The organism is Mycetocola sp. TRD_SC_2 (assembly GCF_055361225.1).
The window spans coordinates 394,960-420,213 of the sequence record NZ_CM143954.1 but is presented as its reverse complement, the minus strand read 5'-3'; the positions used below and the strand labels follow the sequence as shown (position 1 = coordinate 420,213).

The following is a 25,254-nucleotide window of genomic DNA, read 5'->3' as shown; positions in this document are numbered from 1 at the left end:
GTTGTCATTCGTTGTTGCTAGTTTCCGAGCGTGATGGCTGTTTCATCGAAGAAGCGCTGAACAGCCTCTTCGACGGTCTCGGCACCGAGGCCGATGGACTTGCCGTGGTCCCAGAAGTCCTGCTCGATGGCACCGTAACCGATGACGGGAACGGGCGGGGCGTCACCGATGCGGTCGGCGATGGACTCCTCGTATTCCAGCACCTGCGCGTCGGGACCCTCGAGGGTGGCACCAGCACGCTGGCTCTCAGAAGCGGGGATTCCACGGCTTGCGCCGAAGATCGCACCGACGTCCTCGTTGTTGATCATGAAGTCGATGAACGTCGCCGCCGCCTCGGGGTGTTCGGTCGAGGCGGAAGCAGCCAGCTGCAGGGCGGGCTTGAGGTACAGGTCCTTCGCTGAATCGTCAGACGTCGGAGGGGCAGCCATCAGAATGCTCGACGCGCCCGAGTCGCCCAGGTATCCGGCCAGGAAGTTGTCCCAGCTGAACTCGCTGGCGGCTTCACCAGCGCCGAATCCCGACATCGGGTTCAGCTCTTCGAGGCGCTGCTGCGGGATTCCCGAGTTCTCGCGGATGTCGGCTCCGGACTCCCAGAAGGTGGTGAGTTCTTCTTCCGTGAAGTTGAGCTGGCCGTCTTCGGTGAAGAGGTCCTTGCCCTGCTGGCGCAGCCACAGTTCGAAGTTCTGAATGCGCTGTGTGTGGTCTGTGCCACCGTAAACGCCATCGCCCTTGGAGGTGACGTCAGCGACGAAGGCCTCGTAGTCGGACCAGTCTCCGCCACCCGGGTACTGTTCGGCGCCGACGCTCGAGAGCAGGTCCGCGTTCTGGAACAGTGCCCACGAGTTCGTTCCGGTCGGGAACGCGAAGGTCTGGCCATCGATCTGGCCGGTCTGGAGCACCGATTCCTCGATACCTGACGTGTCGACGGCGGAGTCGGTGAGGTCGAGCAGAAGGCCGCGCTCACCGTATTCACGGAGGTACGAGTAGTCGAACTGCATGACGTCGGGCAGTCCGCCGCCGGCGCCTTCCGTGGTGCGCTTCTCCCAGTACGAGGGGAAGTCGGTGAACGTTCCGTTGACCGTGACGTTCGGGTATTCCTCTTCGAACAGGTCGATGGCTTCGTTGTACCGAGTAGCCCGGTCATCGTTGCCCCACCAGGTGAAGTTGAGCGTGACTTCCTCGTTGGGGTCGAGCGTTTCCTGGGCGTCTGAGCCACCACCGGAGCATCCGGTGAGGGCAAGGGCCGCGGTCGCGGCGATTGCTGTGGCCGTGATCATGGCACGCTTGGTGCGGGTTCTGAACATCTTTGTCCTCCTGGAGAACGTCTTCGTAGTCCGAAATGGGGTTTGCGCTGGGAAAGCGTATTCCGACAGCATAGGTTGAATCGTTCCAGCGGTCAATGCCACGATCGGGAAGCCACACACACTGGAGTACAACGATGTACATAATCCTAGAGAGGGCCGAAAATGCCGCAATTCGATATGCCACTTGCCGAACTGGAGCGATACCTGCCCGAACGGCGGGAGCCCGCCGGCTTCGACTCCTTCTGGACCGAAACGCTCGAGGAATCCCGTCGATTCGACCTCGCACCACGCTTCGAGCCCGTCGATGCTGGCTACACCGAACTCATCACCGAAGACGTGACCTTCGCCGGTTTCGGCGGGCACCCCATCAAGGGCTGGATGCTCCGCCCGCGGCATGCGACCGGCCCGCTTCCCGTCGTGATCACCTACATCGGTTACGGAGGCGGACGTGGGCTCCTCGGCGAATGGACGACGTTACCTGCCGCCGGCTTCGCACACTTCGTGATGGACCTCCGCGGGCAAGGGGCGGGGCACCGCACCGGAGCGACGCCGGACGGGGACGCGAGCGGACCGCACCTCGGTGGCTTCATGACGCTCGGCATCGACGACCCGCACGACTACTACTACCGCCGGTTGTTCACCGACGCGGTCCGCGCCGTCGAAGCGGCCCAGTCGCATCCGTCCGTCGATCCGACGCGCACGTTCCTCTCGGGCGGGAGCCAGGGCGGCGGAATCGCCCTCGCATCGGCCGCGCTGTCGCCGACCGTCGTGGAGCACGCGCCCATCGGTGTGGTCGTGGATGTCCCGTTCCTCTCGCACATCCGCCGGGCGACCGAACTCGTCGACACCGCTCCATACGCTGAGATCGTGCGCTACCTGCGCACCCGCAGGCACAGCGAAGACCGCGTGTTCGAGACCCTGTCGTACGTCGACGGTGTGAACTTCGCGGCGCGCAGCGAGGTGCCCGCGCTGTTCTCCGTCGGGCTGCTCGACGACGTGTGCCCGCCGTCGACCGTCTACGCGGCGTTCAACCACTACGCCGGACCGAAACGGATGGTCGTCTACCCGTACAACGGACATGAGAACGGGGGCCCGTTCCAGGATGCCGAGCACATTTCGTTCTTCCGGGAGCGGCTCGACGCCTGACGCCGGTCACGCGAGCGGCGCACCGGGAAAGACGGGGTCCCTGGTGCAGTTCAGCTCGTCATGCTGCACCGCGACGGTTGCGACGTGAATAGCGGATATCCGCGCGTCATGGCCGGAGGCATCCGCAATTTCGACCCCGTCCCAGCCGGGGTGGGTGAAGTAGAAGACGAGTCCTCGGTCGCCGCGCACCACCACGTCGACATGACGACCGACCTGGGCGTCGAGCGGATGCCTCCCCGCCTCCGCGAGAATCAGTTCGCGTCGTTCCCAGGCGATGCCGTCGATCGACCGGTGGACCCGCTGCCCCCGCCACTCGTCGGTGAGCATCCACCACCATCCGCCGAGCTCGAACACATTGGGGCCCTCGTGCGGTGGACCGTCGATGACGCGCCCTTCGACCGCCCAACCGGCGAGGTGTGCGCTCACGGCAGCCCACGTCGTGCTGTCGTCGGCTTCATCTTTGTACCAGAGGCGATACCGACCATCCGGCGTTCGCGCGACAGCAGCGTCGATCACCCGGTCAGAACTGAGCCGCAGCTCGCCGATCCGGGTCCAGGAGAGCAGGTCGGAGCTCGTGAACTGGACAATCGACCGGGGATGCCCGCTCCAGCCGGTTGACACCCCAGCAATCCAGGTGAGGAAGAGGTGGTATTCGTCGTTCTCCCGGATCACCTCGGGTGCCCAGTGGGTGTTGAGTTCTGGCGCGGATGCCGGGTCGAGCCCGTCGACGACGCCGCGATACTGCCAGCTTCGACCGGAGTCCGTCGACACCGCCACACCGATGCGGCTTCCGTGGACCCAACCGACCCCCTCGGTATCGACAGTCGCGCGACGCTGGGTGTAGAACATCCACCAGTCCCCCGTGAGGTGATGCTGGATCACGGTGGGGTCGGTCGCACCGTCGAACACCGGGTCGCGGAAGATCGGCTCGCTCATGCGGCGAGCGCTGTCGCTATCTGGCCGGCGTCGAGCCGACCGTCGGCGACGAGGAGCGCCCAGCCCCAGGACGCGGTCGCGCGGGCGCCGAGCGTCCACTCGGTGAAAAAGAACGGTGCGGCGCACAGCATCGGGGTCGCGGTACGCACGAACCACGGCGAGAGCGCGACGGGGTTCGAGGTCGCGGCAGCCATCACGACGGTGGCGACATCGGTCGCAAGGGCAAGCCACGGCGCCGTGGCGCCGATCGCCGCGGCCTCGTCGAGTACGCCAGACGGATCGAGAACGACAGCATCCTGGAAGAGCGGGGCGGCTCGCAGGAACAGTCCCCCGTACCCCGCGTTCTCCCGCCCGGCCGTTGTCGGGCTGCCGAAGCGCACAGCCTCGTCGAGGGAGTTCGTCCACTCGCTCGTGATGTCGAGTCGCCACATCCCGGGGTGTTCGGCGACGGGTCGCGGAGTCATCGTCCGACTCTCCGCGAGGAAAGGGCGACCGGAACCGGTCCGCCAGTGAAGGCTCTCACGGACCTCGCCGTCGATCACCTCGATCGACTGCCGAGCCTGGGTGCCGTTGTTGTCGAGCTGCAGGTATCCGCGGTCGGTCGTATAGGTCACGCCACCCCAGAGATTGACGCCGTCCGGTTCACCGGGCACGGCGATGTTCGCCACGGCGAGCGACAACCCCCAGTGCCAGTCATGATCCGGCGGCCGGACGTCGCTCACGACGACGCCCCCTGGGGTACGAATCGGATGCAGGAACGGCCGCGGTGATTCGTGCGCCGGTTCATCTGCCCCGTCACCGTACCCGGCCACCGGAGTGGCGCCGATCCGAAACTCGACCCGCTCGTCGGTCCGTTCGATCGCGATCATTGCTCCGCCAGGCCCGGCCGCAGATCGGTGACCGGCGAACGCATGCCGCCGCGAAGACCCTGCTCCTCGACGATGCGTGACCGCTCAACGGCGGATCCTTCGCGGGCGGACGCATAGAGGGCGGCGACGATCTCGAGCGCGCGAGTCGGCTCGGCGGCGACCGCGGGGAGCGGTGCTCCCGAGCGCAGTGACGCGTACACCTCGCCCAGCAGGGCGTCATGTCCGCTCGGCACTTCCACCTCGGGCAGACGCCAGCTCGCCGCTGTCTTCTCGTCGATGTGCGGCGCCGGAGTGATTCGCCAGTCTGCGTGGCCGTGGCCGTACAGGTGCTCGAGTTCGATCGTCGCGTTCTCGGTGTCGATGCGGATCGCGCTGGACTCGCGTGATGAGACAACGCTCGACAGCACGGATGCCACGGCGCCCGACTCGAACTCGACGGTCCCGGTCGACGTGTCCTCGGTCTCGAGATCGCGTGACACCCGCCAGAGCCTGCCCTCGGCACGCGTCCAGTTGCCGAGGAGGTACGCGAGCAGGTCGATCTGGTGGATGCCATGGCTCAGCGTCGTTCCGCCACCCTCGGTCTCCCATTTGCCGCGCCAGGGCACCGCGTAGTAGTCACTGCCGCGATACCAGAGGGTCGAGCAGGTGGCGAGGAGGGGCCGGCCGAGGGCCCCTGAATCGAGAAGGTCCTTGACGTGGTTCGCCGCGGATCCGGTGCGCTGCTGGAAGACGACGGCGAGTTGCCTGCCAGCGCAACCGGCAGCATCCGTCATCACGTCGACCTCGCTGAGACTCAACGCGGGAGGCTTCTCGACGATGACGTGGGCCCCGGCCGCGAAGGCGATACTCGCCTGCTCCGCATGCCCGCCCGGCGGAGTGCAGAGGTGGACGACGTCGACCGCTGACGACGCGAGGAGCGCCTCAAGGCTGTCGAAGGACGCAGGAACGGCGTGGGTCACGGCGAACTCGGCGGCCCGGCCGGGCATGGGGTCCACAGCGGCGACGAGGTCGACGTCCGGCAGCAGCGCGAGCGCCTCTGCGTGCAGCCGCGCGACCGCCCCGGTGCCGACGATGGCCGCGCGGAGCGGTCCCGGATTTGTTGCATGAACCATCCGAAATGCCCTCCTCGGCGAAGAATGGCTCCCAGAGTAACAGGGAAAGCGTTCTCCGATGCCGGGTGGCGAACGCGGTGCACGCCCGCCTTCGTGCCACAATGGCATCCACTCGCTCCGCCACCGTCGCCGTCACAAGAGAGCCCCATGGATCAGTCCGTTCACTCGAACCCCGTCACCCTCCACGATGTCGCCCGTGAGGCCGGAGTCTCGCTCGCCACCGCATCCCGAGCACTCAACGGCAGTGAGCGCAAAGTGAACGAGGCCTACCGGCAGAAGGTTCTCGTGGCAGCAGCCCGGCTCAACTACACGCCCAACCTCTCGGCGCAGGCGGTCGCTCGCGGTACGAGCAATGCGGTCGCGCTCCTCGTCGCCGACATCGCCGACCCTTACTTCTCCTCGATCGCCGCGGGCACCATCCGGGCGGCGGAAGAAGCGGGCCTCGTCGTCACGATGTCGGTCACCGCTCGCAGCGCGGAGCGGGAACTCGACCTCGTGCGGGCCCTTCGCGGCCAGCGCCCCCGTGTCATGATCCTCGCCGGTTCCCGGTTCAGCGACGCCGACGGTGAAAAAGCCCTCGTGGCCGAACTCACCGCCTACCAGTCCACCGGCGGGCGCGTCGTGTTCATCAGCCAGCAGGCGCTCCCCTTCGACACCGTCATGATCGACAACTACGGCGGAGCCCGGCAGCTCGCCCGCGACCTCGTCGGTCTCGGCTACCGCCGTTTTGCCGCGATTTCGGGGTCCCCAGGACTGCTCACGGCCCGCGACCGGTTGAGCGGTTTTGTCGACGGTCTCGCCGAACACGATTTGTCGATCGACGCCGAAAACATCGTCCACGTCGACTTCAACCGCGATGGCGGCTTCGACGGTGCGACCCGCTTGAACGAGCGTGGCCTCGACGACGTCGACGTCATCTTCGCGGTGAGCGACGTCATGGCGGTCGGCGCTCTCTCCGCGTTGCGCGAGGCCGGCCACGTGCCTGGCGAGACCATCGCGGTCGCCGGGTTCGACGACATCCCGACGGTCCGCGACATCACCCCTGCGCTCACGACCGTGCACATTCCCCTCGAAGAGATCGGGATGCGGGCACTCACGATGGCCCTGTCAGATGAACCGGATGCCGTCTCCGGCGAACCGATCACCACCTCCGTGATCGTGCGGGCGAGCACGCCCCAGCGCTGATCCGCCCCCTCTTTGTTGCGGTGCTGGCGGAATTGAATTTTCTGTCCTACACTCGGGTAAACGCTTTCCCGCATCGCTGCAGGTGCGGAGATCCCCGAACTCAGGAGAAACATCGTGTCAGAGTCGACCATCGGAATCATCATGAACGGCGTCTCCGGACGCATGGGTTACCGCCAGCACCTGCTGCGCTCCATCCTCGCGATCCGCGAAGAAGGCGGCGTTCTGCGCGCGGACGGCACCCGGGTCCAGGTGGAACCGATCCTCGTCGGACGCAACGAGCAGAAGCTCAAGGAGCTCGCCGAGAAGCACGGCATCGCCAACTACACGACGAACCTCGACGAGGCACTCGCCGACGACCGGTGGCAGATCTACGCGGACTTCCTCGTGACGAAAGCGCGAGCATCCGCCATCCGCAAGGCGATCGCCGCAGGCAAGGCGATCTACACCGAGAAGCCGACCGCTGAGAGCTTCGAGGAGGCGCTCGAACTCGCCCGCCTGGCCGAAGAAGCCGGGATCAAGAACGGCGTCGTGCACGACAAGCTGTACCTGCCCGGCCTGCAGAAGCTCAAGAGGCTCATCGACTCGGGGTTCTTCGGGCGCATCCTCTCGGTTCGTGGCGAGTTCGGCTACTGGGTCTTCGAGGGCGACTGGCAGGACGCACAGCGCCCGAGCTGGAACTACCGCAAGGAAGACGGCGGTGGAATCATCGTCGACATGTTCCCGCACTGGAACTACGTGCTCGAGAACCTCTTCGGACGCGTCGAGAGCGTCTATGCCCGTGCCGTCACGCACATCCCGAACCGGGTCGACGAGCGTGGCGACGTCTACGAAGCAACGGCTGATGACGCCGCATACGCCGTGTTCGAGCTCGAGGGCGGCATCGTCGCCCAGCTGAACTCGAGCTGGACCGTTCGGGTGAACCGCGACGAGCTCGTCGAGTTCCAGGTCGACGGCACCCACGGCAGCGCTGTCGTCGGCCTGTTCGGCTGCAAGATCCAGCCTCGCAACGCGACGCCCAAGCCGGTGTGGAACCCCGACCTCGCCGAGACGCATGACTACGACACCGACTGGCTCGAGATTCCGACGAACGATGTCTTCCAGAACGGGTTCAAGACGCAGTGGGAAGAATTCATCCTCCACGTCGTTGATGACGCACCGCACTCGTTCGACTTCCTCGCCGGGGCGCGCGGCGTGCAGCTCGCCGAGCAGGGACTGAGAAGTTCGGAGACCGGCGCCAGGATCGACCTCTCCCCCGTCAGCATCCCTGTCCCGGCATGAGCGACCTCACTCTGCTCGCAGCGGACGGCACGGTGAGCTCGGTCGAGCTCACCGCCACCCCGTCGTACACCCGCCCGCGACGTCCGCTCGAATCGCGGGTCGCGTACGCGGCATCCCACGTCATCCCGAAGCCGTTCGCCGACAATACCCCTGGGCAACCGGCGGACATCGACTGGGATGCCACGCTGGCGTTCCGTCACCACGTCTGGTCCTGGGGCCTCGGCGTCGCTGACGCGATGGACACCGCCCAGCGCAACATGGGCCTCGACGCTGCGGCGACCCGCGAACTCATCTCGCGGAGCGCCGCCGAAGCGCGATCCGTGAACGGGCAGCTCGTCGTCGGCGTCAACACCGACCACGTCGACGACGAGAACATCTCGATCGACGCGGTCATCGACGCTTACAAGGAGCAACTGCACTTCACCGAGGATGCCGGCGCCGGCGTCGTTCTCATGGCCAGCCGCCACCTCGCGAGGGCAGCGCACTCTGCCGACGACTACGTGCGGGTCTACCGGGAGGTGCTCGCGGCAGCGACGACCCCGGTAACGCTGCACTGGCTGGGCAAGGCGTTTGACCCGACGCTCGCGAGCTACTTCGGCTCCACCGACTTCGAGGCATCGAGCGCCACCGTGATCGAGATCATGTCGGAAAACGCCGACAAGATCCGTGGCATCAAGATGAGCCTGCTCGATGCCCAAAGCGAGGTGTCGGTCCGCCGCCGCCTGCCGGCATCCGCGACGATGTTCACCGGTGACGACTTCAACTACGTCGATCTCATCGCCGGGGACGACGTCGGCTACTCGGATGCTCTCCTCGGCGCGTTCGCTGCACTGGCCCCGAGCGCGTCGGCTGCGATCCAGGCGCTCGACGCCGGGAACCCGGACGAGTACCGTCGCATTCTCGGCCCGACCGAAGCGCTGTCGCGGCAGATCTTCGCGGCGCCGACGTTCTACTACAAGACGGGTGTGGCGTTCCTGGCCTGGCTCAACGGGCACCAGGCGGCGTTCAGCATGGTCGGCGGCCTGCACTCCGCGCGCAGCCTGCCGCACCTCTCCGAGATCGTCCGGCTGGCCAACGCCTCCGGAGCGCTCGAGCGCCCCGAACTCGCTGCGGCCCGCTGGCACAGCCTCCTCACCCTGAACGGAATTTCCGCATGACGAACCCCCGGCTGTCGCTCAACCAGGCGACCATCAAGTTCGCCTCCCTCGCCGAAGCCCTCGACGTGACGGCGGAGGCGGGCTATTCGAGCATCGGGCTGTGGCGCGAACCCGTGCAGGAGGTCGGGGTGCGTGAGAGCGTTCAGCTCATCGCTGACTCAGGGCTGCGCGTGTCGAGCATGTGCCGTGGCGGGTTCTTCACCCTCCCTGAAGGTGTCGCCCGCCGCGCGGCCATCGACGACAACCGTCGTGCGATCGATGAGACAGCGGCGGTCGGAGCTCCCGCCCTCGTGCTCGTCGCCGGAGGCCTGCCCGACGGATCACGCGACCTCGCCGGCGCCCGGTCACGGGTGACGGATGCCATCGGCGAGCTCGTCGACTACGCGCTTGAGGCCCAGGTCACCCTGGCGATCGAGCCGCTGCACCCGATGTACGTATCCGACCGCGCGGTCGTCTCGACCCTCGGCCAGGCCCTCGACATCGCCGAGCAGTTCCCGGCCGAAGCGGTCGGCGTCGTCGTCGACACCTTCCATGTCTGGTGGGACCCTCAGGTGCTCGACCAGATCGCCCGCGCGGGCTCCACCGGCCGTATCGCCAGTTACCAGGTCTGCGACTGGGCGACACCTCTCGCCGCCGACGTGCTTCTCTCCCGTCACTACCCCGGCGAGGGCGTCATCGACTTTGAACCGCTGACCCGCGCCGTGATGGACACGGGCTACGCCGGCGATATCGAAGTCGAGATCTTCAATCAGGCGATCTGGGATGCCGCGTGGCCAAAGGTCGCGCGCCGAACGGCATCCGCGTTCGACACCGCCGTCGCACCGCACCTCGCCGACGTGGCGGCCCCTGCCCGCTAAGCACTCGCTCCGCTACGCTTCCCTGAAACGGCAATCGAGAGGGAAGCGGTGACCATGGCCTCATCCATCCGGGCGGGGCTGTGCTCGGTCACCTTCAGAGAGTCGAGCGCCGACGACGTCATCGCCTTCGCTGTCTCGGCGGGACTCGAGTCCATCGAATGGGGCGGAGACGTGCACGTGCCATCCGGCGACGTGCACTCGGCACGGGAGGTGGGCGAGCGCACCCGCGCTGCCGGCCTCGACGTTGCATCCCTCGGTTCCTATTACCGGTGCGACGGGGACTTCGCTCCGGTCCTCTCGACGGCGGCCGCGCTCGGGGCGCCGCGCGTGCGGGTCTGGGCAGGAAGCACAGGCTCGGCGGATGCCACGGCGGACGAGCGCGAGCACGTCGCCTCACAACTGGGAAACGCTGCGTCCCACGCCTGGGACCTCGGTATCGAGCTGGCACTTGAGTTCCACGGCGGGACGCTGGCCGACACCGCTAAATCTGCGCTTGACCTGCTGAGCCGGTCGAGTGCGACGAACGTGTCGTGCTACTGGCAACCCGGCGTTGCTGCCGACGACGACACGGCGCTGGCCGAACTGGCGCACCTGGCGCCACGGCTGTCGACGCTCCACGTGTTCTCCTGGTGGCCGCGGGACGAACGGCTGCTCCTGTCTGCCCGCGGCTCGCTGTGGACCCAGGCTCTCGCGTTCGCCGGGACCCTTCCCTCGGTTACTGACGCGCTCCTCGAATTCCTGCCCGGCGATGACCCGGCTCTCCTCGCCGGTGAAGCGGCCACGCTCCGCACCTGGCTCGATGCGCCGGGGCAATCCCGCTGAAGCCGGCGCACTGGCTCGCGTTTCGATCCGCTCCGGACCGATGCATCCGCTACGCCGGGTGAACTCGTCCGCAACGGAAAACGCGGGGCTCGGTGACTCAAGGAACGGCGGCAATATCAGTATTCGCTGAGAGTTTGCTATGGTCGATGAGTTCGAGGTCGTTGTTCCTCGCCACCAGCCGTTCGTGCCAGAGCAGCCCAAACCGGGCGCCGCCGAATGTTGCAGGTATCGAGTAGGCAGACCCAGGGCGTCGGCGTAGGGCCGACGCAGTGCCCGAAAATCACCCGGTCGTCTGTGAAACCCGCGGACCGGCGGTGAATCCCCACCCGGGGTTCGGCGCGCGTGAAAAGAGGCGGAGCCTGCCCGAAAACGGCTTCGACTCAACCAACGAGAGGACGCCGATGGAAATCGAAATGCAGCAACTGGGGGCGCCGATAATCATCGCCCTGCTCGTACTATTTTTCGGCGGCACGATGGTCATGTCGGTCATGATCAGCAAGAAGAAGGAGAACGCCGACGGTTACATGACCGCCGGGAACAAGATCGGTTTCGGCATTTCGGCCGCATCGATGACCGCCACCTGGATCTGGGCGTCGTCGATGTATGCCTCCGCGACATCCGGCTACACCTACGGCCTCTCCGGGCCGATCCACTATGGGCTCTGGGGCGCCCTGATGATTCTCTTCATCTACCCGTTCGGTCGCCGCATCCGCAAGGTCGCACCCCGCGCCCACACCCTCGCCGAGGTGATGCGAGCTCGCCACGGCCGCTCCAGCCAGCTCATGCTCGCCGGCTCGAACGTGCTCGGAAGCGTGATCAGCCTCACGTCGAACTTCATCGCCGGTGGTGCGCTCATCTCGATGCTCTCGCCGTTCAGCTTCGGACAGGGCATTCTGTTCGTCGCCGGAGGCGTGCTTCTCTACACGCTGTGGTCGGGCTTCCGGGCATCCGTGCTCACTGACTTCGCCCAGGTCGTCGCCATGCTCGGCGCTGTCGTCGTCATCGTGCCGATCGTGTTCTTCGCCTCAGGCGGGACCGACATGATCGCTGCGGGCGCCGCCAACCTCACCCCGGAGCAGTCGAACTTCTTTTCGTCAGACGCGTTCCTCAACCAGGGTGCTCCATACATCGCCGCTGTGCTCGCCTACGCCATCGGCAACCAGACGATCGCCCAGCGACTCTTCGCCGTGCGTGAAGACCTCATCAAGCCGACCTTCATCACCGCGACCATCGGTTACGGTGCCACCATCATCGGTGTCGGCATGCTCGGCGTCATGGCGCTGTATCTGGGAATCGAGCCGCTCAACGGCGACACGAACAACCTCATCCCGCAGATGGCCAGCACGTTCCTCGGCCCGGTTCTGCTCGGCGTGCTGTTCGTCATGATCATCGGCGCACTGTCGTCGACGGCTGACTCAGACCTGTCGGCACTGTCCTCGATCATGATGGCGGATGTCTACGGCCAGAACATCGCCAAGAAGGGAAAAGCCAACCCGAAGACGATGCTCCTCATCGGTCGCATCACGATGATCGTCGCGACGGGCACCGCGCTCTTCTTCGCGACAAGCCAGTTCAACATTCTCGACCTGCTCGTGTTCGTCGGAGCACTCTGGGGGGCACTTGTCTTCCCGGTGATCGCGAGCTTCTACTGGAAGAAGGTCACCAACGCGGCCTTCTCCGTGTCGGTACTCGTGGCCCTGGTCGTGTTCCTCGTTGTTCGCTTCGAGTGGATTCCGCTCACCGGCGCCTACGGCATCGTCATCGACGTGCTCAGCGTCGTCGGCATCGGTGTCGTGCTCGGCATCATGGCATTCGGGTTCTTCGGAAAGCGCGTCGGGATGACCGTCGGAATCGTGGCGGCACTGGCATCCGCTCCGTTCGTCATCGGGTTCCTTCACACGTACGCGGTTCTCAGCGGATCCCTCGTCGCATATGCGGTAAGCACGATCATCTGCTTCCTCATGTCGTTCAGGAGTTCACAGAACTTCGACTTCGCCCTCATCAAGGACCGCACGGGCGACTTCGACCCGGAAACGGCCGATGCACCCACCGTTGCACTCGACCCCGACGCGGCTCCTGCCGCTCGATAGGAGATTCCCATGGCAATTCTCATCACCATTTACATGCTCATCTGGCCGGTCGTCGTCGCCGGCGTGCTGTTCGTGCTTGTTCGCGCGTTCCTCAAGGACTGGCGCGCGTCACGGGCAGCGGGTCGCGACATCATTTAGCCCGCTCATCTCGCGGTGGGGTCCCGTCGTTCGCGGAGGGGCCCCATCGGCCGTTGACGGCGGGTGCAATCGCCGTCCCCCCGCGTTTTCATCCGCTGCGGACGAGCTCACCTTGCGTACCGAGTGTTTTCGGTCCGCAACGGGTGAAGACGCCGCCGGCTATCGGGTGCGCGCGAGCTGCGCGCCCGCCTCCCGCAGCCAGTGCACGGTGTCGGCCATCGCGGCATCCGCACTGCCGGCGAGCTCGGTGAGCGAGACGGCCTCGGCGAAGCCAGCGGGCTCGGCCGTTATTGCACCTGCGACCAGCATCGGCGTGGCACCGAACCGCTCGGCCAGCGACCGGGCGTACGACGGCACCTTGCCTGCATCCGACTGCCCGTCGAAGCGGCCCTCCCCGGTGACGATCACAGATACGGATGCCACGGCCTCCGGCGCCCGCATCACCTCACCGACCGCTTCGGCACCGGCTGCAAGAGCAGCACCCCAGGCAAGGAGCCCATACCCGGTTCCCCCGGCTGCGCCGGCACCCGGAGCGTCGGGGTCGGCACCGAGCAGGGTTGCGAGCCGGGCAAGACCGGCGTCGAGCACGGCGACCTGAACCTCATCGGCGCCCTTTTGCGGACCGAAGATCCGGGCTGCCCCGGTGTCGCCGAGCAGCGGATTGGTGACGTCACTGAAAATGGTGGCGCCACCGACCGGGACCCGCCGGAGCCTGGAGACGTCGACCGAGGCGATGGTACTGAGCCCACGTCCTCCCGGCGTGACCGGAGTGCCGTCGGCATCCGAGAACACGGCGCCGAGAGCTGCGAGTGCTCCCATACCGCCGTCGGTCGATGAGCTTCCCCCGATCGCGAGCACGAGCCGGTCGACCCCGGAATCGAGAGCTGCGGCGATGGCCTGCCCGAAACCGACGGTGTGCGCGTCCATCGGTCGCAACGGGTCGAGCAGAGTGATGCCGCTCGTGGCCGCGAGTTCGATGACGCCCGAGTTGTCCGGGAGCAGGATCCAGCTGGCGTCGACGTCTCTGCCGTCGGGGCCGGTCACCGTCACCGGCATCCTCCGGGCTCCCGGAACGGCGAGTTCGAACGCGTCGAGGGTTCCCTCGCCGCCGTCGGCCAGTGGCATCCGGAGAAGGGTGTCTTCTGGGCGCACCGACAGCCAGCCCTCGGCGAGCGCGTTCGTCACCTCGATGGCGGTCGCTGTGCCTTTGAAGGAGTCGGGCGCGATCGCCACGCGAAGGTCGGTCATGCTCTCAACCCTGCCATGCGCCCCGGCTGTGTTTCGAATTCCGCACAGCAGAGATCAGTGGCGCGGAGGCGCGGTCGATTCACGTACGACCAACTCGGGCACGATGCGAGGCAGGTCGGCGGCGTCCTCGTCCCGCAGCACGGCGAGCAGCTCGGTCATGATGTCGCGACCGAGGCCGTCGAAGTTCTGCCGCACCGTCGTGAGCGGGGGCGCGAAGTGCTCCGCCTCGGGAATGTCGTCGTACCCGACGACGCTGACGTCGCGCGGCACGGTCAGCCCCGCCTGGGCGAGAGCATGGACGACACCGAGCGCCATCTGGTCGTTGCCGACGAACACAGCGGTCATCTCCCGGTCCATCGCGAGCGCCCGGCCATGCCGGTGACCGCTCGCCGGCGTCCAGTCGCCGATCAGGTGCTCCCGCGCGACGAGCCCCGCTTCGGCGAGAGCGTCGCGCCAGCCGCGGAGGCGCTCGAGAGCATCCGTCGAATCGCGCGGACCGGAAATGTGGCGGATGTCGCGGTGCCCGAGGCTGATCAGGTGATCGACGGCGGCGCGGGCCCCCGCGTATTGGTCGAGGGCGACGCTGTGCACTCCGGGGCGGCGCCCAGCGTCCACCGCGACGAGCGGCACACCGAGGTCGATGCCGAGAATCGCGTCGAGTGCACCGGCGTGGGCGGCGATGAGCACGATCGCCTCGACGTTCTGGCGCAGGAGGAGCTCAACAGCGGAACGCAGCGACGCAGGATCCGAATCGAGCATGCTCGCCATACTCACCGCGTATCTCGCGTCGCGCGCGGCGTCGTTGAAGTGCAGCGCCGTCGACGACGGACCGAAGTCGGGCCCGCCCGTGGTGATGAGACCAATCGTGCGCGATCTGCGGGTGACGAGCGCCCGTGCAGCCTGCGACGGCGTGTAACGCAGCTGTTTGATCGCCTTTTCGACGCGGTCCCGTGTGGCCGGCCGCACGTTCGGCAGATCGTTGAGCACCCGAGACACCGTCTGGTGGCTGACGCCGGCGAGCCGGGCCACGTCGAAGATGTTGGCGACGCGATCGCGCTCGTCACCGTTCGTCGTCACCACTTCGGCCCACTCCTGCCCGACGACCCGTGCGCCTGCCTGCTCAATCAATTATCCCGTCTCAGCGAACCGGCAACGTGCACGGATGTCGTCGGGCGGCTCCCTCAGACCCGTCGCGCCGTCAGCACCTTCTGCAGGATGATGAAGACCAGCAGGAGAGCGCCGATGAAGATGCGCGTCCACCACGACGTGAGGTTGCCGTCGAAGGTGATGAGAGTCTGGATGGTTCCCAGGACGAGAACGCCCAGGACGGAACCGAGCACGAATCCGTACCCGCCTGTGAGGAGCGTACCTCCGATGACGACGGCGGCGATGGCATCCAGTTCGGTGCCGATCGCGGTGAGCGCGTAGCCCGACAGCGTGTAGAAGCTGTAGAGCACGCCGGCGAGACCGGAACAGAAGCCGCTGATCACGTACACGAGAACCTTGGTCCGTGCGACCGGAAGACCCATGAGCACGCCGGATTGCTCACTTCCGCCGATCGCGTAGACCGTGCGCCCGAGTCGCGTGTAGTGCAGCACGAAGACCGCAGCCGCGACGACGAGGATCGCGATGATCACGCTGGGAGTGATGCTCAACCGGGGCAGGATCGGGATCCGGGTCTGTGCCAGTGCGACGAACACCGGGTCCACGATCGAGATGGTCGTGTTGCTGATGACGTAGCAGAGCCCCCTGGCGAGGAACATCGCGGCGAGCGTGGCTATGAACGGCTGAATCTGGAAGTAGTGGATCATCAGGCCCACGAGCAGCCCGAGGAACGAGGTCAGGACCAGGACGAGCGGGATGATCACTCCCGGGGACCACCCCGATTGCAGCAGGGATGCCGTGATCATCGTCGACATCGCCAGAACCGCGCCCACGGACAGGTCGATGCCTCCGGTCAGGATGACGAACGTCATACCGACGGCGAGGACCAGGAGGTACGCGTTGTCGATGAAGAGGTTCGCGATGACCTGCGGGTTGGTGAAGCCGCGGTAGCGGAAAGCACCGGCGACAAGCATGCCGACGAGCAGTACGGCGGTCACGATGACGGGACCGTACTTGGGGTTGGTCAGCCAGTCGCGGACCTGACCGAGCCGGCTTGGCGTTTCAGCGGGCCGGGGAGCTGGGGCGAGGACGGTCATGCTGACACCTCCAGAGTGCGGCGCAACTGGGCCCGGCGGTGCCAGGAGTCGATGAGCTCGGTGGTTCTCGGGGATTGGAGAAGGCACACGGCGGTGACGACGGCTGCCTTGAACACCATGGTGGCGATCGGCGGGATGCCGACCGTGTACACCGTTGTCACGAGGGTCTGAATCACGAGGGCACCGATGAGCGTTCCGAACAATGAATAACGGCCGCCGGCGAGCGACGTGCCACCGATGACGACGGCAAGGATCGCATCGAGTTCGATGAACAGCCCGGTGTTGTTCGCGTCAGCCGCTGTCTGGTTGCTGGTGAGGACGAGGCCGGCGATGGCCGCGCAGAACGCGGTGAACACGTACACGCTGATCAGCAGCCCCCGGGAGCGGACGCCGGCGAGGCGCGAGGCCTCCGGGTTGATTCCGACCGCTTCGATCATGAGGCCGAGCGCCGTGCGCCGGGTGAGCACAACGGCGAACAGGAACAGCGCGGCGGCGATGAGAACGGAGACGGGGAGACCAGCGAAGAATCCGGAGCCGAGCACTTTGAACGGTGGGCTGTTCACCGTCAGGATCTGGCCTTCGGTGATGAGCATTGCGACACCGCGTCCTGCGGTCATCAGGATGAGGGTGGCGATGATCGGCTGGATACCGAGAACCGAGACGAGGAACCCGTTCCACACCCCGAGCACGAGGGAGATGAGGATCGCGGCGATCACCGCGACGGCGACGGTCCCCGGGTTCCCTGGGTCGGAGGAGCCGAGGATGATCGAACACGCGACGGCACCCGAGATCGCACAGATCGCGCCGACCGAGAGGTCGATGCCGCGGGTCGCGATGACGAGCGTCATGCCGATCGCGATCATCAGCGTTGGCGATCCGTTGCGGAGAATGTCGATGAGGCTGCCGAACAGGTGTCCGTCTCGGATCTGCACCGAGAAGAATCCGGGGAACGCGATGAGGTTGATGAGGAGAAGGACGGCGAGCATCGCCACGGGCCAGAACAGCCGGTGGGCCATCAGCCGCCTCATGCGACGACCTCCGTTTCGGCGCCGTCGGCGATGATCGCGAGCAGATCATCGGTGGTGAGGTCGTCGTTGTCGATATCGGCGACCATCCGCCGGTCACGCATCACGGCGATCCGGTGACTGAGCCGCAGCACTTCTTCGAGCTCCGCTGAAATGTAGACCACGCTCATTCCGTTCTCGGCGAGGTTGGACACGAGTTTCTGAATCTCCGCCTTCGCCCCGACGTCGATACCGCGGGTCGGCTCATCGAGGATGAGCAGTCGCGGCGCGATAGCCAGCCAGCGGGCGAGCAGCACCTTCTGCTGGTTGCCTCCTGACAGGTGCTTGAGGAGAGCATCCGGATTGGCGGGGCGGATGTTGAGGGCCTGGATGTAGCTCTCCGCGAGCTCGTTCTGCCGCTTCTTCGGGATCGGACGGAACCAGCCCCGGTCCGCCTGCAGGGCGAGGGCGATGTTGTCTCGAACGGTCAGTTCGTCGAGGATACCCTCGGCACGGCGGTTCTCACTCGAGTAGACGACCCTCTTGTGGATCGCCTGCCTCGGGGTGCGGAACCGCGCCGGGTTCCCCGCGACGGTGAGCGTTCCGGCATCCGCCCGATCGACGCCGGAGAGGATGCGGGCAAGCTCGGTGCGGCCGGAGCCGAGCAGTCCGGCGAGGCCGACGACCTCACCCTCGTAGACCTCGAGGTCGATCGGCTCGATCGAGCCTTTGCGGCTGAGACCGAGTGCGCGGACGTATGGCACGAGTTCGTCTTCGTCGACGGTCTGCGCCTTGGTTTTGCGCTCGAGTGCGTCGAGCACGGTGAGTTCCTTGCCGATCATCTTCTGAACGAGTTCGATGCGCAGGATTTCGTCGGTGAGATACTCGCCGACGAGGGTGCCGTTGCGCAACACCGTGAGCCGGTCGGAGATCTCGTAGACCTGGTCGAGAAAGTGCGAAACGAAGAGGATCGCAACGCCATCGGCCTTGAGCTCGCGAATGATGCGGAACAGTTCCTGCACCTCGTCGGCGTCGAGGCTCGAGGTGGGTTCGTCGAGGATGAGGACTCGCGCGTTGATGTCGGTCGCCCGCGCGATCGCGATGAGTTGCTGCACGGCGAGCGAGTGCGAACCGAGCCGGGAGTTCGGGTCGATGTCGAGGTGCAGCCGCTCGAGGAGTTCGACAGCACGCTTGCGCGTCGCTCTCCAGTCGATCGCCCCGAACCGGCGGGGTTCACGACCGAGCATGATGTTCTCGGCCACCGTGAGGTTGGTGAGGAGGTTGACCTCCTGGTAGACGGTGGAGATACCCGCGTCCTGGGCGTCCGCCGTTCCGGAGAACGAGACCTGCTTTCCGCCGAGGGTGATGACGCCGCTGTCGATCCGGTAGACGCCGGTCAGGGCCTTGATCAGGGTCGACTTGCCCGCACCGTTCTCGCCCATGAGCGAGTGCACCTCACCGGGGAACATGCGAAAGCTGACGCTGTCGAGTGCTTTGACCCCGGGGAAGGTGATGGTGATGTTCTCCATCGAGACGGCTGGCTGGGGTTCGGTCATGCTGAAACTTTCTATCGTCGACCGTCGTTGGTCGAGTAGCGACACGAGGAACGAGTGCCGCGTATCGAGACCTGGCGATCTCGATACGCGGCGCGCGGTTTGCTGCCTAGTACTGACGGTCAGGCAGAGCCTCGATGGCTTCTTCCTGGGTGAACGTCGTCTCCTCGGTGATGATGCGCTTTTCGACTTCCTCGCCGGCCACGACCTTCTTCACGATGTCGACGAGCTGCTTGCCGAGCAACGGCGAGCATTCGACAATGAAGTTGATCTTGCCATCGGCGAGTGCCTGCATGCCGTCCTTGACGGCGTCGACGGTAATGATCTTGATGTCTTCACCCGGCGTCATGCCGGCTGCTTCGATCGCTTCGATCGCGCCGAGGCCCATGTCGTCATTGTGTGCGTAGATCACGTCGACGTCAGGGTTCGACTTGAGGAGCGCCTCGGTGACCTGCTTGCCGCCTGCGCGGGTGAAGTCACCGGTCTGGGATGCGACGACCTCGAACTTTTCGTCGTCGGCGATCACCTCGGCGAATCCTTCGGCGCGGTCGATGGCCGGAGCGGCTCCCGTCGTGCCCTCGAGCTGGATGATGCTCACCGGATCGGTCGAGTCCGCGTACTCCTCGACGAGCCATTGCCCGGCCTTCTTGCCTTCCTCCACGAAGTCGGAGCCGAGGAAGCTGACGTACAGCGACTCGTCCTGGCTGTCGACGGCACGGTCGGTCAGCACGACGGGAATTCCGGCGTCCTTCGCCTCCGTGAGCACGGCATCCCAGCCGGTCTCGACGACGGGCGAGAACGAGATCACGTCGACTCCCTGCTGGATGTAGGAACGGATCGCCTTGATCTGGTTCTCCTGCTTCTGCTGGGCGTCGGAGAACTTGAGCTCGATGCCCGCCTCCTCGAACGCAGCCTGTATGTCCTTCGTGTTGGCGGTACGCCATCCACTCTCGGCACCGACCTGCGCGAAACCGACGACGATCTCGCTCGGGTCCTTCGGTCCGTCCCCTGTTCCACCACCGCCGCTGCCGCCGCCCTGGGCGCAACCGGTGAGTGCGAGCATCATGGCGCCGATGGCGACAGCCGCTCCGAATGTCTTTTTCACAACCAAACCTCCTTGTTCGGCCGGCGACGAGACGCATGCTGTGTCGTGGTGCCGGGCAGCCAGTCCGTTCTGGCCGTGCTCGAATGTTAGCGCTCACATTTCCGCCGACACAAGTGCCTCTTTCGGGAATGTTACCGATTTGTGAGCGTTAACACCCGCAAACGACAAAACCCGCCCATCGGCCGTTGGCCAGAGGGGCGGGTTCGTTCGTGTGAGCTTAAAAGCCCTGCGCGAGCCGGTAGTACGCGTTGTTCCAGCGCACCTCGCGGCTGAATCCGCCCAGAGTCGTCTCGTTGTCGATGACGAGGAGCTCCGTGCCGGCGATCTCGGCGAAGTCGCGGAAGACCTCGACATCGACGGCGGTCGTCATCACCGTGTGGTGGGCGGCTCCCGCGGTGAGCCACGCGGCTGCCGACGTGGCGAACGACGGCTGCGGCTTCCACACGGCACGGCCGACCGGCAGGTTGGGCAGTGCCTCGGCGGGCTCGATGACGTCGACGACGTTCGCGACGAGACGGAACCGGTCGCGCATGTCGCTCATCGCGACGACGACGGCGGGGCCCGGGTCGGCGTTGAAGACGAGGCGGACGGGGTCGTCCTTGCCGCCGATGCCGAGCGGGTGGATCTCGAGCGTCGGCTTCTGCGACGTAAGGCCGGGGCTGACCTCGAGCATGTGGGCACCGAGGATCTGCTCCTCACCCGGCACGAGGTGGTAGGTGTAGTCCTCCATGAGCGAGGCTCCGCCGGGGAGCCCTGCCCCCATGACGGATGCCGCGCGCACGAGGATCGCCGTCTTCCAGTCTCCCTCTGCACCGAAGCCGTAGCCCTCGGCCATCAACCGCTGCACGGCGAGGCCCGGCAGCTGCCTGAGCGCGCCGAGGTCCTCGAACGAAGTGGTGAACGCGCCGAAACCGCCCTCCTCAAGGAAGGTCCGCAGTCCGATTTCGATGGCAGCGCCGTCGCGGAGGGACTCGTGGCGGTCGCCGCCCTTCCGCAGCTCGGGCACGACGTCGTACAGCTCTTCGTACTCGGCCACGAGCGCGTCGATGTCGCTCTCGGAAGCCGCGGCGACGGCGTCCGCCAGTTCGTTGACGCCCCAGGTGTTGACCTGAACACCGAACCGCAGCTCAGCCTCGGTCTTGTCACCCTCGGTGACGGCGACGTAGCGCATGTTGTCGCCGAAGCGGGCGAGCTTGAGTTCGTGGGTTGCTGCCCAGCCAGCGGCTGCGCGCATCCAGGTCCCGACCTGCCGGGTGACGGCCGGGTTCGAGACGTGGCCGACGACGGTCTTGCGTGAGACACCGAGGCGGGTCTGGATGTACCCGAACTCACGGTCGCCGTGCGCTGCCTGGTTGAGGTTCATGAAGTCGAAGTCGATCTCACCCCACGGCAACGCGACGTTCGCCTGCGTGTGCAGGTGCAGCAGCGGCTTCTTGAGAGCGTCGAGGCCGGCGATCCACATCTTCGCGGGAGAGAAGGTGTGCATCCACGCGATGAGGCCGATGACCCTGTCGTCGGCGTTGGCGTCGAGCGCCGCGCGACGGATCGAGTCGGAATCCTTGAGCACCGGCTTCCAGACGACCTTGACGGGAACATCGGATGCCGCGCCAAGCGTCTTCGCGATCTCCTGCGACTGGTCGGCGACCTGCTTGAGGGTCTCTTCACCGTAGAGGTTCTGGCTTCCGGTGAGGAACCAGACTTCGTAGGAGTCGAGGGAGGTTGAGAGTTTAGGCATTGGGATCTCCTTGTGAGTCGTTGAGGTATGTCAGCCAATCCGCTGGTCGAGTAGCTCGCGAAGCGAGCGTATCGAGACTCTGCGACGAGATCTCGATACGGCCGCAGGCGGCCTACTCGCTCAGCGGCGCTGAGTCTTGTGAGTCGGCGAGGGCGCCCTGCGGCGCCTGGCCGTAGACGTTCTGATAGCGGTCGAAGAGGGAATCGATGGCGGGCTGCGGAATGGGAACGGGGGCGCCGAGCTGGCGGGAGATGTGCACGGTGCGAGCGACGTCCTCCACCATGACGGCCGCCTTGACGGCATCCTTCGCGTCCTTGCCGATGGTGAACGGGCCGTGGTTGGCCATGAGCACCGCGCGACTGCGGTGGCCTGTCAGCGTCTCGACGATGCCGCGACCGATCGAGTCGTCACCGATGATGGCGAACGGTCCGACCGGGATCTCGTCACCGAACTCGTCGGCCATCGCTGTGATGACGCACGGGATCGCTTCGTTGCGTGCGGCCCACGCCACGGCGTAGGTGGAGTGCGTGTGCACGACTCCACCGACCTCGGGCATATGCCGGTACACGTATGCGTGAGCGGCGGTGTCGCTCGACGGCGAGCGGTCCGACCCTGGCGTGCCGGGAATCACCGCGCCGTCAAGGTCGCAGAGGATCATGTTTTCGGGTGCAAGGTCGTCGTAGCTCACGCCGGACGGCTTGATCACGAAGAGGTCGGCACCGGGGACCCGCCCAGAGACGTTACCGCCCGTCCAGACGACAAGGCCGTACCGCACGAGTTCCCCGTGCAGGCGGGCGACATCCGCTCGGACCCGGGCAATGGCGACTTCGATTTCGGGGGGATAGGTGCTCACGCGAGAGCCTCTCTGTTCGTCATGCGATTCTCGATTCTAACGTTGTAAATCAGGTCGGATGCGGAAAGTTGCGAGTCCACGGAGGCTCGCGTCTTCTCCGCGCAGTTCTGTGGTCAGCCGCGTTCCACTTTGCAGGACGATGCGGTCACACGTCCCGACGAGTTGAGCCGGGTCCCTGGCTTCGAGGATCACGGCGGTGCCAGCGGACGCGATGTCCTCGAGCAGGCGGCGACGGAGTACTGTGTCGGGCTCCGAAAGACCGGAGAACGGCTCGGTGACGAGAGCAACGCGCGGCGGTGCCGACACCCAGCCGGCGAGAACCTCGTTCATCGCGTCTGTCGACGGTCGGGAGCGGGCGCCGGGAAGAGCGTCGAGAAGGGACGGCACCGCGCGGGGCACATATTCCCGCCGCGGGTCGACCACGCCCATGCGGGCAAGCCGGGCGAGGGATTCACCCGAGACGCTCGTGGGGATGCCGCCGATCAGGCCGACATCGTAGGTCGGCGGATGTTCGGAGATGAAGAGCACGCGAGCGGCGATGGCTCGCTCGACCGTGGACAGATCGACCGGTTCCCCGTCGAGAAGTGTCGTCCCCGTCACTGTGCCCCCGGTCGAGGCGCCGAAAATGCCGAGCACCAGATCTTCTGCCCCGCCGAGCCCGACGACCTCACCGGCGCGGACCGAGAGCGACGCGTCCTCGACGACCAGCCGGCCGCGCCGAACCGGATGGGAGACAGAGATGCCTGCGAGTTCGAGAACAACCGGGCCGAACACCTTCTCCGGTCGAGGCGCTGGGGGCTCGATACCCCCGAGGAGATCCGTCAGGTGACTCGCATCTTCGGGTGTCGCCGTACCGACGATGGCGCCGTTCCGCACGACCGCGACGAGGTCCATGGGGCGCGGGCTGAGCCGCACCTGGGCGAGGCTGTCGACAACGACGAGAATCCGGACTCGTTCTGCCGCCCGGGCGAGTGCCGTGAACCACCGCGTCGATTCGTCCTCCTGAAAGCGATCGAACCGCTCGTCGACGATCAGCAGGTCCGGTTCCCGCGCGAGTGCGCGTGCGAGTTCGACCATGCGCTGGCCGACGGCGTCGAGCTCGAGCACGGGAGTGGACGGGTGGACCCCCAGCCCGACCGCGTCGAGCAGAGTCATCGCCCGGCGTTCGCGCGGTGCAGCGCGGAGGAAAAAGCGTGAGCCCTCGGCTCCGAGGAGCACGTTGTCGGCGACGCTCTGGAACGGGATCAGCTGGGACTCCGCCCCGATCACGGATGCTCCGTCAGCGACGGGCAGACCACCGACGACGGCGATCAGCCGCGCGCGGTCCGGCAGTTCGCCGAGGAATGGCATCCGCATCTTCTTTCTTGCAGCGATCCCGGCCGCCGCACTTTCGCGGGCGGCCGGGATCACAGGTGTTACTTGCCGCCTGAGCGGCGCTTGTTATAGACGTCGAAGGCGACGGCGAGCAGAAGCACGAGGCCCTTGACGGCCTGCTGCCACTCAATACCGAGGCCGAGGATCGACATACCGTTGTTGAGCACACCGATGATGAGACCACCGATGATGGCGCCACCGATGGTTCCGACACCGCCCTGCACCGCCGCTCCACCGATGAATGCCGCGGAGATGGCCTCGAGCTCGAAACCGTCACCCGCCTTCGGGCCGGCCAGGTTGAGGCGGGCGGTGAAGATCAGACCGGCGAGGGCCGCGAGCACGCCCATGTTGACGAACAGCAGGAAGTCGGTCTTGCGCGTCTTGATACCGGACAGTTCGGCGGCGTGGCGGTTGCCACCGATCGCGTACACGTGGCGGCCGAAGACACTGCGGTTCATGATGATGCCGTAGATGAGCACGAGCACCGCGAGCACGATCAGGGTGACCGGGATGCCCTTGTACGACGCGAGCGCGTAGGCGAAGAATCCGATGGCGACCGTGATGAGCACGAGCTTGGCGACGAACCAGACGATCGGCTCGACCTCCTGGCCGTACTTGGCGCGGGCGTTGCGGGTGCGGACCTGGCCGACGATGAGCGCGACGACCGCGACGGCAGCGACGATGAGCGTCAGCGGGTCAAGGTCGAGGTCACCGAAGACGTTGCTGAGGAACCCGTTTCCGAGGGCACGGTATTCGGCGGGGAACGAGCCGATGTTGGCGTTACCTAGAACAACGAGCGCGAGGCCGCGGAAGATCAGCATGCCCGCAAGCGTCACGATGAACGCCGGTATGCCGACGTAGGCGATCCAGAAGCCCTGCCACATTCCGACGAGCGCACCGATGCCGAGCGACATGATGATGGCGAGCCACCAGGGCAGTCCCCACGACACGGCGAAGACGCCCGAGCAGGCACCGACGAACGCGGCGACGGATCCGACCGAGAGGTCGATGTGGCCGGCGATGATGATCATCACCATACCGATCGCCAGTACGAGGATGTACCCGTTCTGAACGATGAGGTTCGAGATGTTCTGCGGGCGAAGCAGGATGCCGTCGGTCACGACGGCGAAGAACAGCACGACCGCGAGAAGGGCGAGGAAGATGCCGTTCTTGCCGAGGTCGGAGAGCAGGTGGCTGAGCCAGCTCGTGAACTTGTTCTCTACGGGGTGGATTCCGCCGCCGGCAGCGGTTTCCTCGGTCACCGGGGACTGGGTGTTTGACATGTCA

Annotated in this window: 22 protein-coding genes; 8 read left to right on the top strand and 14 right to left on the bottom strand. The window is 66.0% G+C overall.

Features of this window, described 5'->3' with window-relative positions:
- Positions 1-17: 17 nt before the first annotated feature.
- On the bottom strand, positions 18-1,304 hold the full coding sequence (locus ACWA1Q_RS02145; protein ID WP_463759130.1) for an ABC transporter substrate-binding protein: 1,287 nt from the start codon (positions 1,302-1,304) through the stop codon (positions 18-20).
- A gap of 162 nt (positions 1,305-1,466) precedes the next feature.
- Here ACWA1Q_RS02145 and ACWA1Q_RS02140 point away from each other — a divergent pair, with 162 nt between their 5' ends.
- Positions 1,467-2,450, top strand: a complete 984-nt coding sequence (locus ACWA1Q_RS02140; RefSeq protein WP_463759128.1) for an acetylxylan esterase — start codon at positions 1,467-1,469, stop codon at positions 2,448-2,450.
- Positions 2,451-2,456: 6 nt separating this feature from the next.
- On the opposite strand, the gene ACWA1Q_RS02135 is transcribed toward ACWA1Q_RS02140, so the two are convergent.
- The 3 genes from ACWA1Q_RS02135 to ACWA1Q_RS02125 are packed head-to-tail and all read right to left on the bottom strand — an operon-like array spanning position 2,457 to position 5,367.
- Positions 2,457-3,386 carry a family 43 glycosylhydrolase gene (locus ACWA1Q_RS02135; RefSeq protein ID WP_463759127.1) on the bottom strand — a complete coding sequence of 310 codons (930 nt, stop codon included), beginning with the start codon at positions 3,384-3,386 and terminating at the stop codon, positions 2,457-2,459.
- Positions 3,383-4,255: a DUF6807 domain-containing protein gene (locus ACWA1Q_RS02130; RefSeq protein WP_463759125.1), complete on the bottom strand. Its 873-nt coding sequence runs from the start codon at positions 4,253-4,255 to the stop codon at positions 3,383-3,385. The genes ACWA1Q_RS02135 and ACWA1Q_RS02130 overlap by 4 nt, the downstream gene beginning before the upstream one ends.
- A complete protein-coding gene (locus ACWA1Q_RS02125) occupies positions 4,252-5,367 on the bottom strand; it encodes a Gfo/Idh/MocA family protein (RefSeq protein ID WP_463759124.1) in 1,116 nt (371 codons plus the stop codon). The genes ACWA1Q_RS02130 and ACWA1Q_RS02125 overlap by 4 nt, the downstream gene beginning before the upstream one ends.
- 147 nt (positions 5,368-5,514) lie before the next feature.
- Here ACWA1Q_RS02125 and ACWA1Q_RS02120 point away from each other — a divergent pair, with 147 nt between their 5' ends.
- The 7 genes from ACWA1Q_RS02120 (at position 5,515) to ACWA1Q_RS02090 (ending at position 12,894) form a co-directional block, all read left to right on the top strand.
- The gene (locus tag ACWA1Q_RS02120; protein WP_463759122.1) at positions 5,515-6,552 is read left to right on the top strand and encodes a LacI family DNA-binding transcriptional regulator; all 1,038 of its coding nucleotides are present in this window, start codon (positions 5,515-5,517) and stop codon (positions 6,550-6,552) included.
- Between the two features lie 141 nt (positions 6,553-6,693).
- Positions 6,694-7,830, top strand: coding sequence for a Gfo/Idh/MocA family protein (locus ACWA1Q_RS02115; protein WP_463760907.1), 1,137 nt, complete (start codon positions 6,694-6,696; stop codon positions 7,828-7,830).
- Positions 7,827-8,987 carry a dihydrodipicolinate synthase family protein gene (locus ACWA1Q_RS02110; RefSeq protein WP_463759121.1) on the top strand — a complete coding sequence of 387 codons (1,161 nt, stop codon included), beginning with the start codon at positions 7,827-7,829 and terminating at the stop codon, positions 8,985-8,987. The genes ACWA1Q_RS02115 and ACWA1Q_RS02110 overlap by 4 nt, the downstream gene beginning before the upstream one ends.
- Positions 8,984-9,844 (top strand): sugar phosphate isomerase/epimerase family protein, encoded by an 861-nt coding sequence (locus tag ACWA1Q_RS02105; protein ID WP_463759120.1) that lies wholly within the window; start codon positions 8,984-8,986, stop codon positions 9,842-9,844. Before ACWA1Q_RS02110 ends, ACWA1Q_RS02105 begins: the two co-directional genes overlap by 4 nt.
- Positions 9,845-9,898: 54 nt before the next feature.
- Positions 9,899-10,666, top strand: a complete 768-nt coding sequence (locus tag ACWA1Q_RS02100) for a sugar phosphate isomerase/epimerase family protein (RefSeq protein WP_463759118.1) — start codon at positions 9,899-9,901, stop codon at positions 10,664-10,666.
- Between the two features lie 401 nt (positions 10,667-11,067).
- Complete coding sequence (locus ACWA1Q_RS02095; RefSeq protein ID WP_463759116.1) at positions 11,068-12,756, top strand: sodium:solute symporter family protein; 1,689 nt, start codon at positions 11,068-11,070, stop codon at positions 12,754-12,756.
- Between the two features lie 9 nt (positions 12,757-12,765).
- Complete coding sequence (locus ACWA1Q_RS02090; protein WP_463759114.1) at positions 12,766-12,894, top strand: putative transporter small subunit; 129 nt, start codon at positions 12,766-12,768, stop codon at positions 12,892-12,894.
- A 159-nt stretch (positions 12,895-13,053) separates the two neighbouring features.
- Here ACWA1Q_RS02090 and ACWA1Q_RS02085 read toward each other — a convergent pair whose 3' ends face one another.
- The 10 genes from ACWA1Q_RS02085 to mmsB form a co-directional block, all read right to left on the bottom strand.
- Positions 13,054-14,142: a glycerate kinase gene (locus ACWA1Q_RS02085; RefSeq protein WP_463759113.1), complete on the bottom strand. Its 1,089-nt coding sequence runs from the start codon at positions 14,140-14,142 to the stop codon at positions 13,054-13,056.
- A gap of 54 nt (positions 14,143-14,196) precedes the next feature.
- The gene (locus ACWA1Q_RS02080; RefSeq protein ID WP_463759111.1) at positions 14,197-15,270 is read right to left on the bottom strand and encodes a LacI family DNA-binding transcriptional regulator; all 1,074 of its coding nucleotides are present in this window, start codon (positions 15,268-15,270) and stop codon (positions 14,197-14,199) included.
- A gap of 53 nt (positions 15,271-15,323) precedes the next feature.
- Positions 15,324-16,343: a galactofuranose ABC transporter, permease protein YjfF gene (gene yjfF, locus ACWA1Q_RS02075; RefSeq protein WP_463759110.1), complete on the bottom strand. Its 1,020-nt coding sequence runs from the start codon at positions 16,341-16,343 to the stop codon at positions 15,324-15,326.
- Positions 16,340-17,371 (bottom strand): ABC transporter permease, encoded by a 1,032-nt coding sequence (locus ACWA1Q_RS02070; RefSeq protein WP_463759108.1) that lies wholly within the window; start codon positions 17,369-17,371, stop codon positions 16,340-16,342. Before ACWA1Q_RS02070 ends, yjfF begins: the two co-directional genes overlap by 4 nt.
- Complete coding sequence (locus ACWA1Q_RS02065; RefSeq protein ID WP_463759106.1) at positions 17,368-18,903, bottom strand: sugar ABC transporter ATP-binding protein; 1,536 nt, start codon at positions 18,901-18,903, stop codon at positions 17,368-17,370. The genes ACWA1Q_RS02070 and ACWA1Q_RS02065 overlap by 4 nt, the downstream gene beginning before the upstream one ends.
- Positions 18,904-19,009: 106 nt before the next feature.
- Positions 19,010-20,005 (bottom strand): ABC transporter substrate-binding protein, encoded by a 996-nt coding sequence (locus ACWA1Q_RS02060; protein WP_463759104.1) that lies wholly within the window; start codon positions 20,003-20,005, stop codon positions 19,010-19,012.
- Positions 20,006-20,222: 217 nt separating this feature from the next.
- Positions 20,223-21,740, bottom strand: coding sequence for an L-arabinose isomerase (gene araA / locus ACWA1Q_RS02055; protein ID WP_463759103.1), 1,518 nt, complete (start codon positions 21,738-21,740; stop codon positions 20,223-20,225).
- A gap of 112 nt (positions 21,741-21,852) precedes the next feature.
- A complete protein-coding gene (locus ACWA1Q_RS02050; RefSeq protein WP_463759101.1) occupies positions 21,853-22,593 on the bottom strand; it encodes an L-ribulose-5-phosphate 4-epimerase in 741 nt (246 codons plus the stop codon).
- 36 nt (positions 22,594-22,629) lie between these two features.
- Positions 22,630-23,943: a sugar ABC transporter ATP-binding protein gene (locus ACWA1Q_RS02045; RefSeq protein WP_463759100.1), complete on the bottom strand. Its 1,314-nt coding sequence runs from the start codon at positions 23,941-23,943 to the stop codon at positions 22,630-22,632.
- A gap of 65 nt (positions 23,944-24,008) precedes the next feature.
- Positions 24,009-25,250: a multiple monosaccharide ABC transporter permease gene (mmsB, locus tag ACWA1Q_RS02040; RefSeq protein WP_463759099.1), complete on the bottom strand. Its 1,242-nt coding sequence runs from the start codon at positions 25,248-25,250 to the stop codon at positions 24,009-24,011.
- Positions 25,251-25,254 lie beyond the last annotated feature (4 nt).

What these genes read in the sequence shown, in the direction of transcription:
- ACWA1Q_RS02145 (WP_463759130.1), bottom strand. Translation starts at nt 1,304, where the DNA reads ATGTTCAGAACCCGCACCAAGCGTGCCATGATCACGGCCACAGCAATC.
- ACWA1Q_RS02140 (WP_463759128.1), top strand. Translation starts at nt 1,467, where the DNA reads ATGCCGCAATTCGATATGCCACTTGCCGAACTGGAGCGATACCTGCCC.
- ACWA1Q_RS02135 (WP_463759127.1), bottom strand. Translation starts at nt 3,386, where the DNA reads ATGAGCGAGCCGATCTTCCGCGACCCGGTGTTCGACGGTGCGACCGAC.
- ACWA1Q_RS02130 (WP_463759125.1), bottom strand. Translation starts at nt 4,255, where the DNA reads ATGATCGCGATCGAACGGACCGACGAGCGGGTCGAGTTTCGGATCGGC.
- ACWA1Q_RS02125 (WP_463759124.1), bottom strand. Translation starts at nt 5,367, where the DNA reads ATGGTTCATGCAACAAATCCGGGACCGCTCCGCGCGGCCATCGTCGGC.
- ACWA1Q_RS02120 (WP_463759122.1), top strand. Translation starts at nt 5,515, where the DNA reads ATGGATCAGTCCGTTCACTCGAACCCCGTCACCCTCCACGATGTCGCC.
- ACWA1Q_RS02115 (WP_463760907.1), top strand. Translation starts at nt 6,694, where the DNA reads ATGAACGGCGTCTCCGGACGCATGGGTTACCGCCAGCACCTGCTGCGC.
- ACWA1Q_RS02110 (WP_463759121.1), top strand. Translation starts at nt 7,827, where the DNA reads ATGAGCGACCTCACTCTGCTCGCAGCGGACGGCACGGTGAGCTCGGTC.
- ACWA1Q_RS02105 (WP_463759120.1), top strand. Translation starts at nt 8,984, where the DNA reads ATGACGAACCCCCGGCTGTCGCTCAACCAGGCGACCATCAAGTTCGCC.
- ACWA1Q_RS02100 (WP_463759118.1), top strand. Translation starts at nt 9,899, where the DNA reads ATGGCCTCATCCATCCGGGCGGGGCTGTGCTCGGTCACCTTCAGAGAG.
- ACWA1Q_RS02095 (WP_463759116.1), top strand. Translation starts at nt 11,068, where the DNA reads ATGGAAATCGAAATGCAGCAACTGGGGGCGCCGATAATCATCGCCCTG.
- ACWA1Q_RS02090 (WP_463759114.1), top strand. Translation starts at nt 12,766, where the DNA reads ATGGCAATTCTCATCACCATTTACATGCTCATCTGGCCGGTCGTCGTC.
- ACWA1Q_RS02085 (WP_463759113.1), bottom strand. Translation starts at nt 14,142, where the DNA reads ATGACCGACCTTCGCGTGGCGATCGCGCCCGACTCCTTCAAAGGCACA.
- yjfF (WP_463759110.1), bottom strand. Translation starts at nt 16,343, where the DNA reads ATGACCGTCCTCGCCCCAGCTCCCCGGCCCGCTGAAACGCCAAGCCGG.
- ACWA1Q_RS02070 (WP_463759108.1), bottom strand. Translation starts at nt 17,371, where the DNA reads ATGAGGCGGCTGATGGCCCACCGGCTGTTCTGGCCCGTGGCGATGCTC.
- ACWA1Q_RS02065 (WP_463759106.1), bottom strand. Translation starts at nt 18,903, where the DNA reads ATGACCGAACCCCAGCCAGCCGTCTCGATGGAGAACATCACCATCACC.
- araA (WP_463759103.1), bottom strand. Translation starts at nt 21,740, where the DNA reads ATGCCTAAACTCTCAACCTCCCTCGACTCCTACGAAGTCTGGTTCCTC.
- ACWA1Q_RS02045 (WP_463759100.1), bottom strand. Translation starts at nt 23,943, where the DNA reads ATGCCATTCCTCGGCGAACTGCCGGACCGCGCGCGGCTGATCGCCGTC.
- mmsB (WP_463759099.1), bottom strand. Translation starts at nt 25,250, where the DNA reads ATGTCAAACACCCAGTCCCCGGTGACCGAGGAAACCGCTGCCGGCGGC.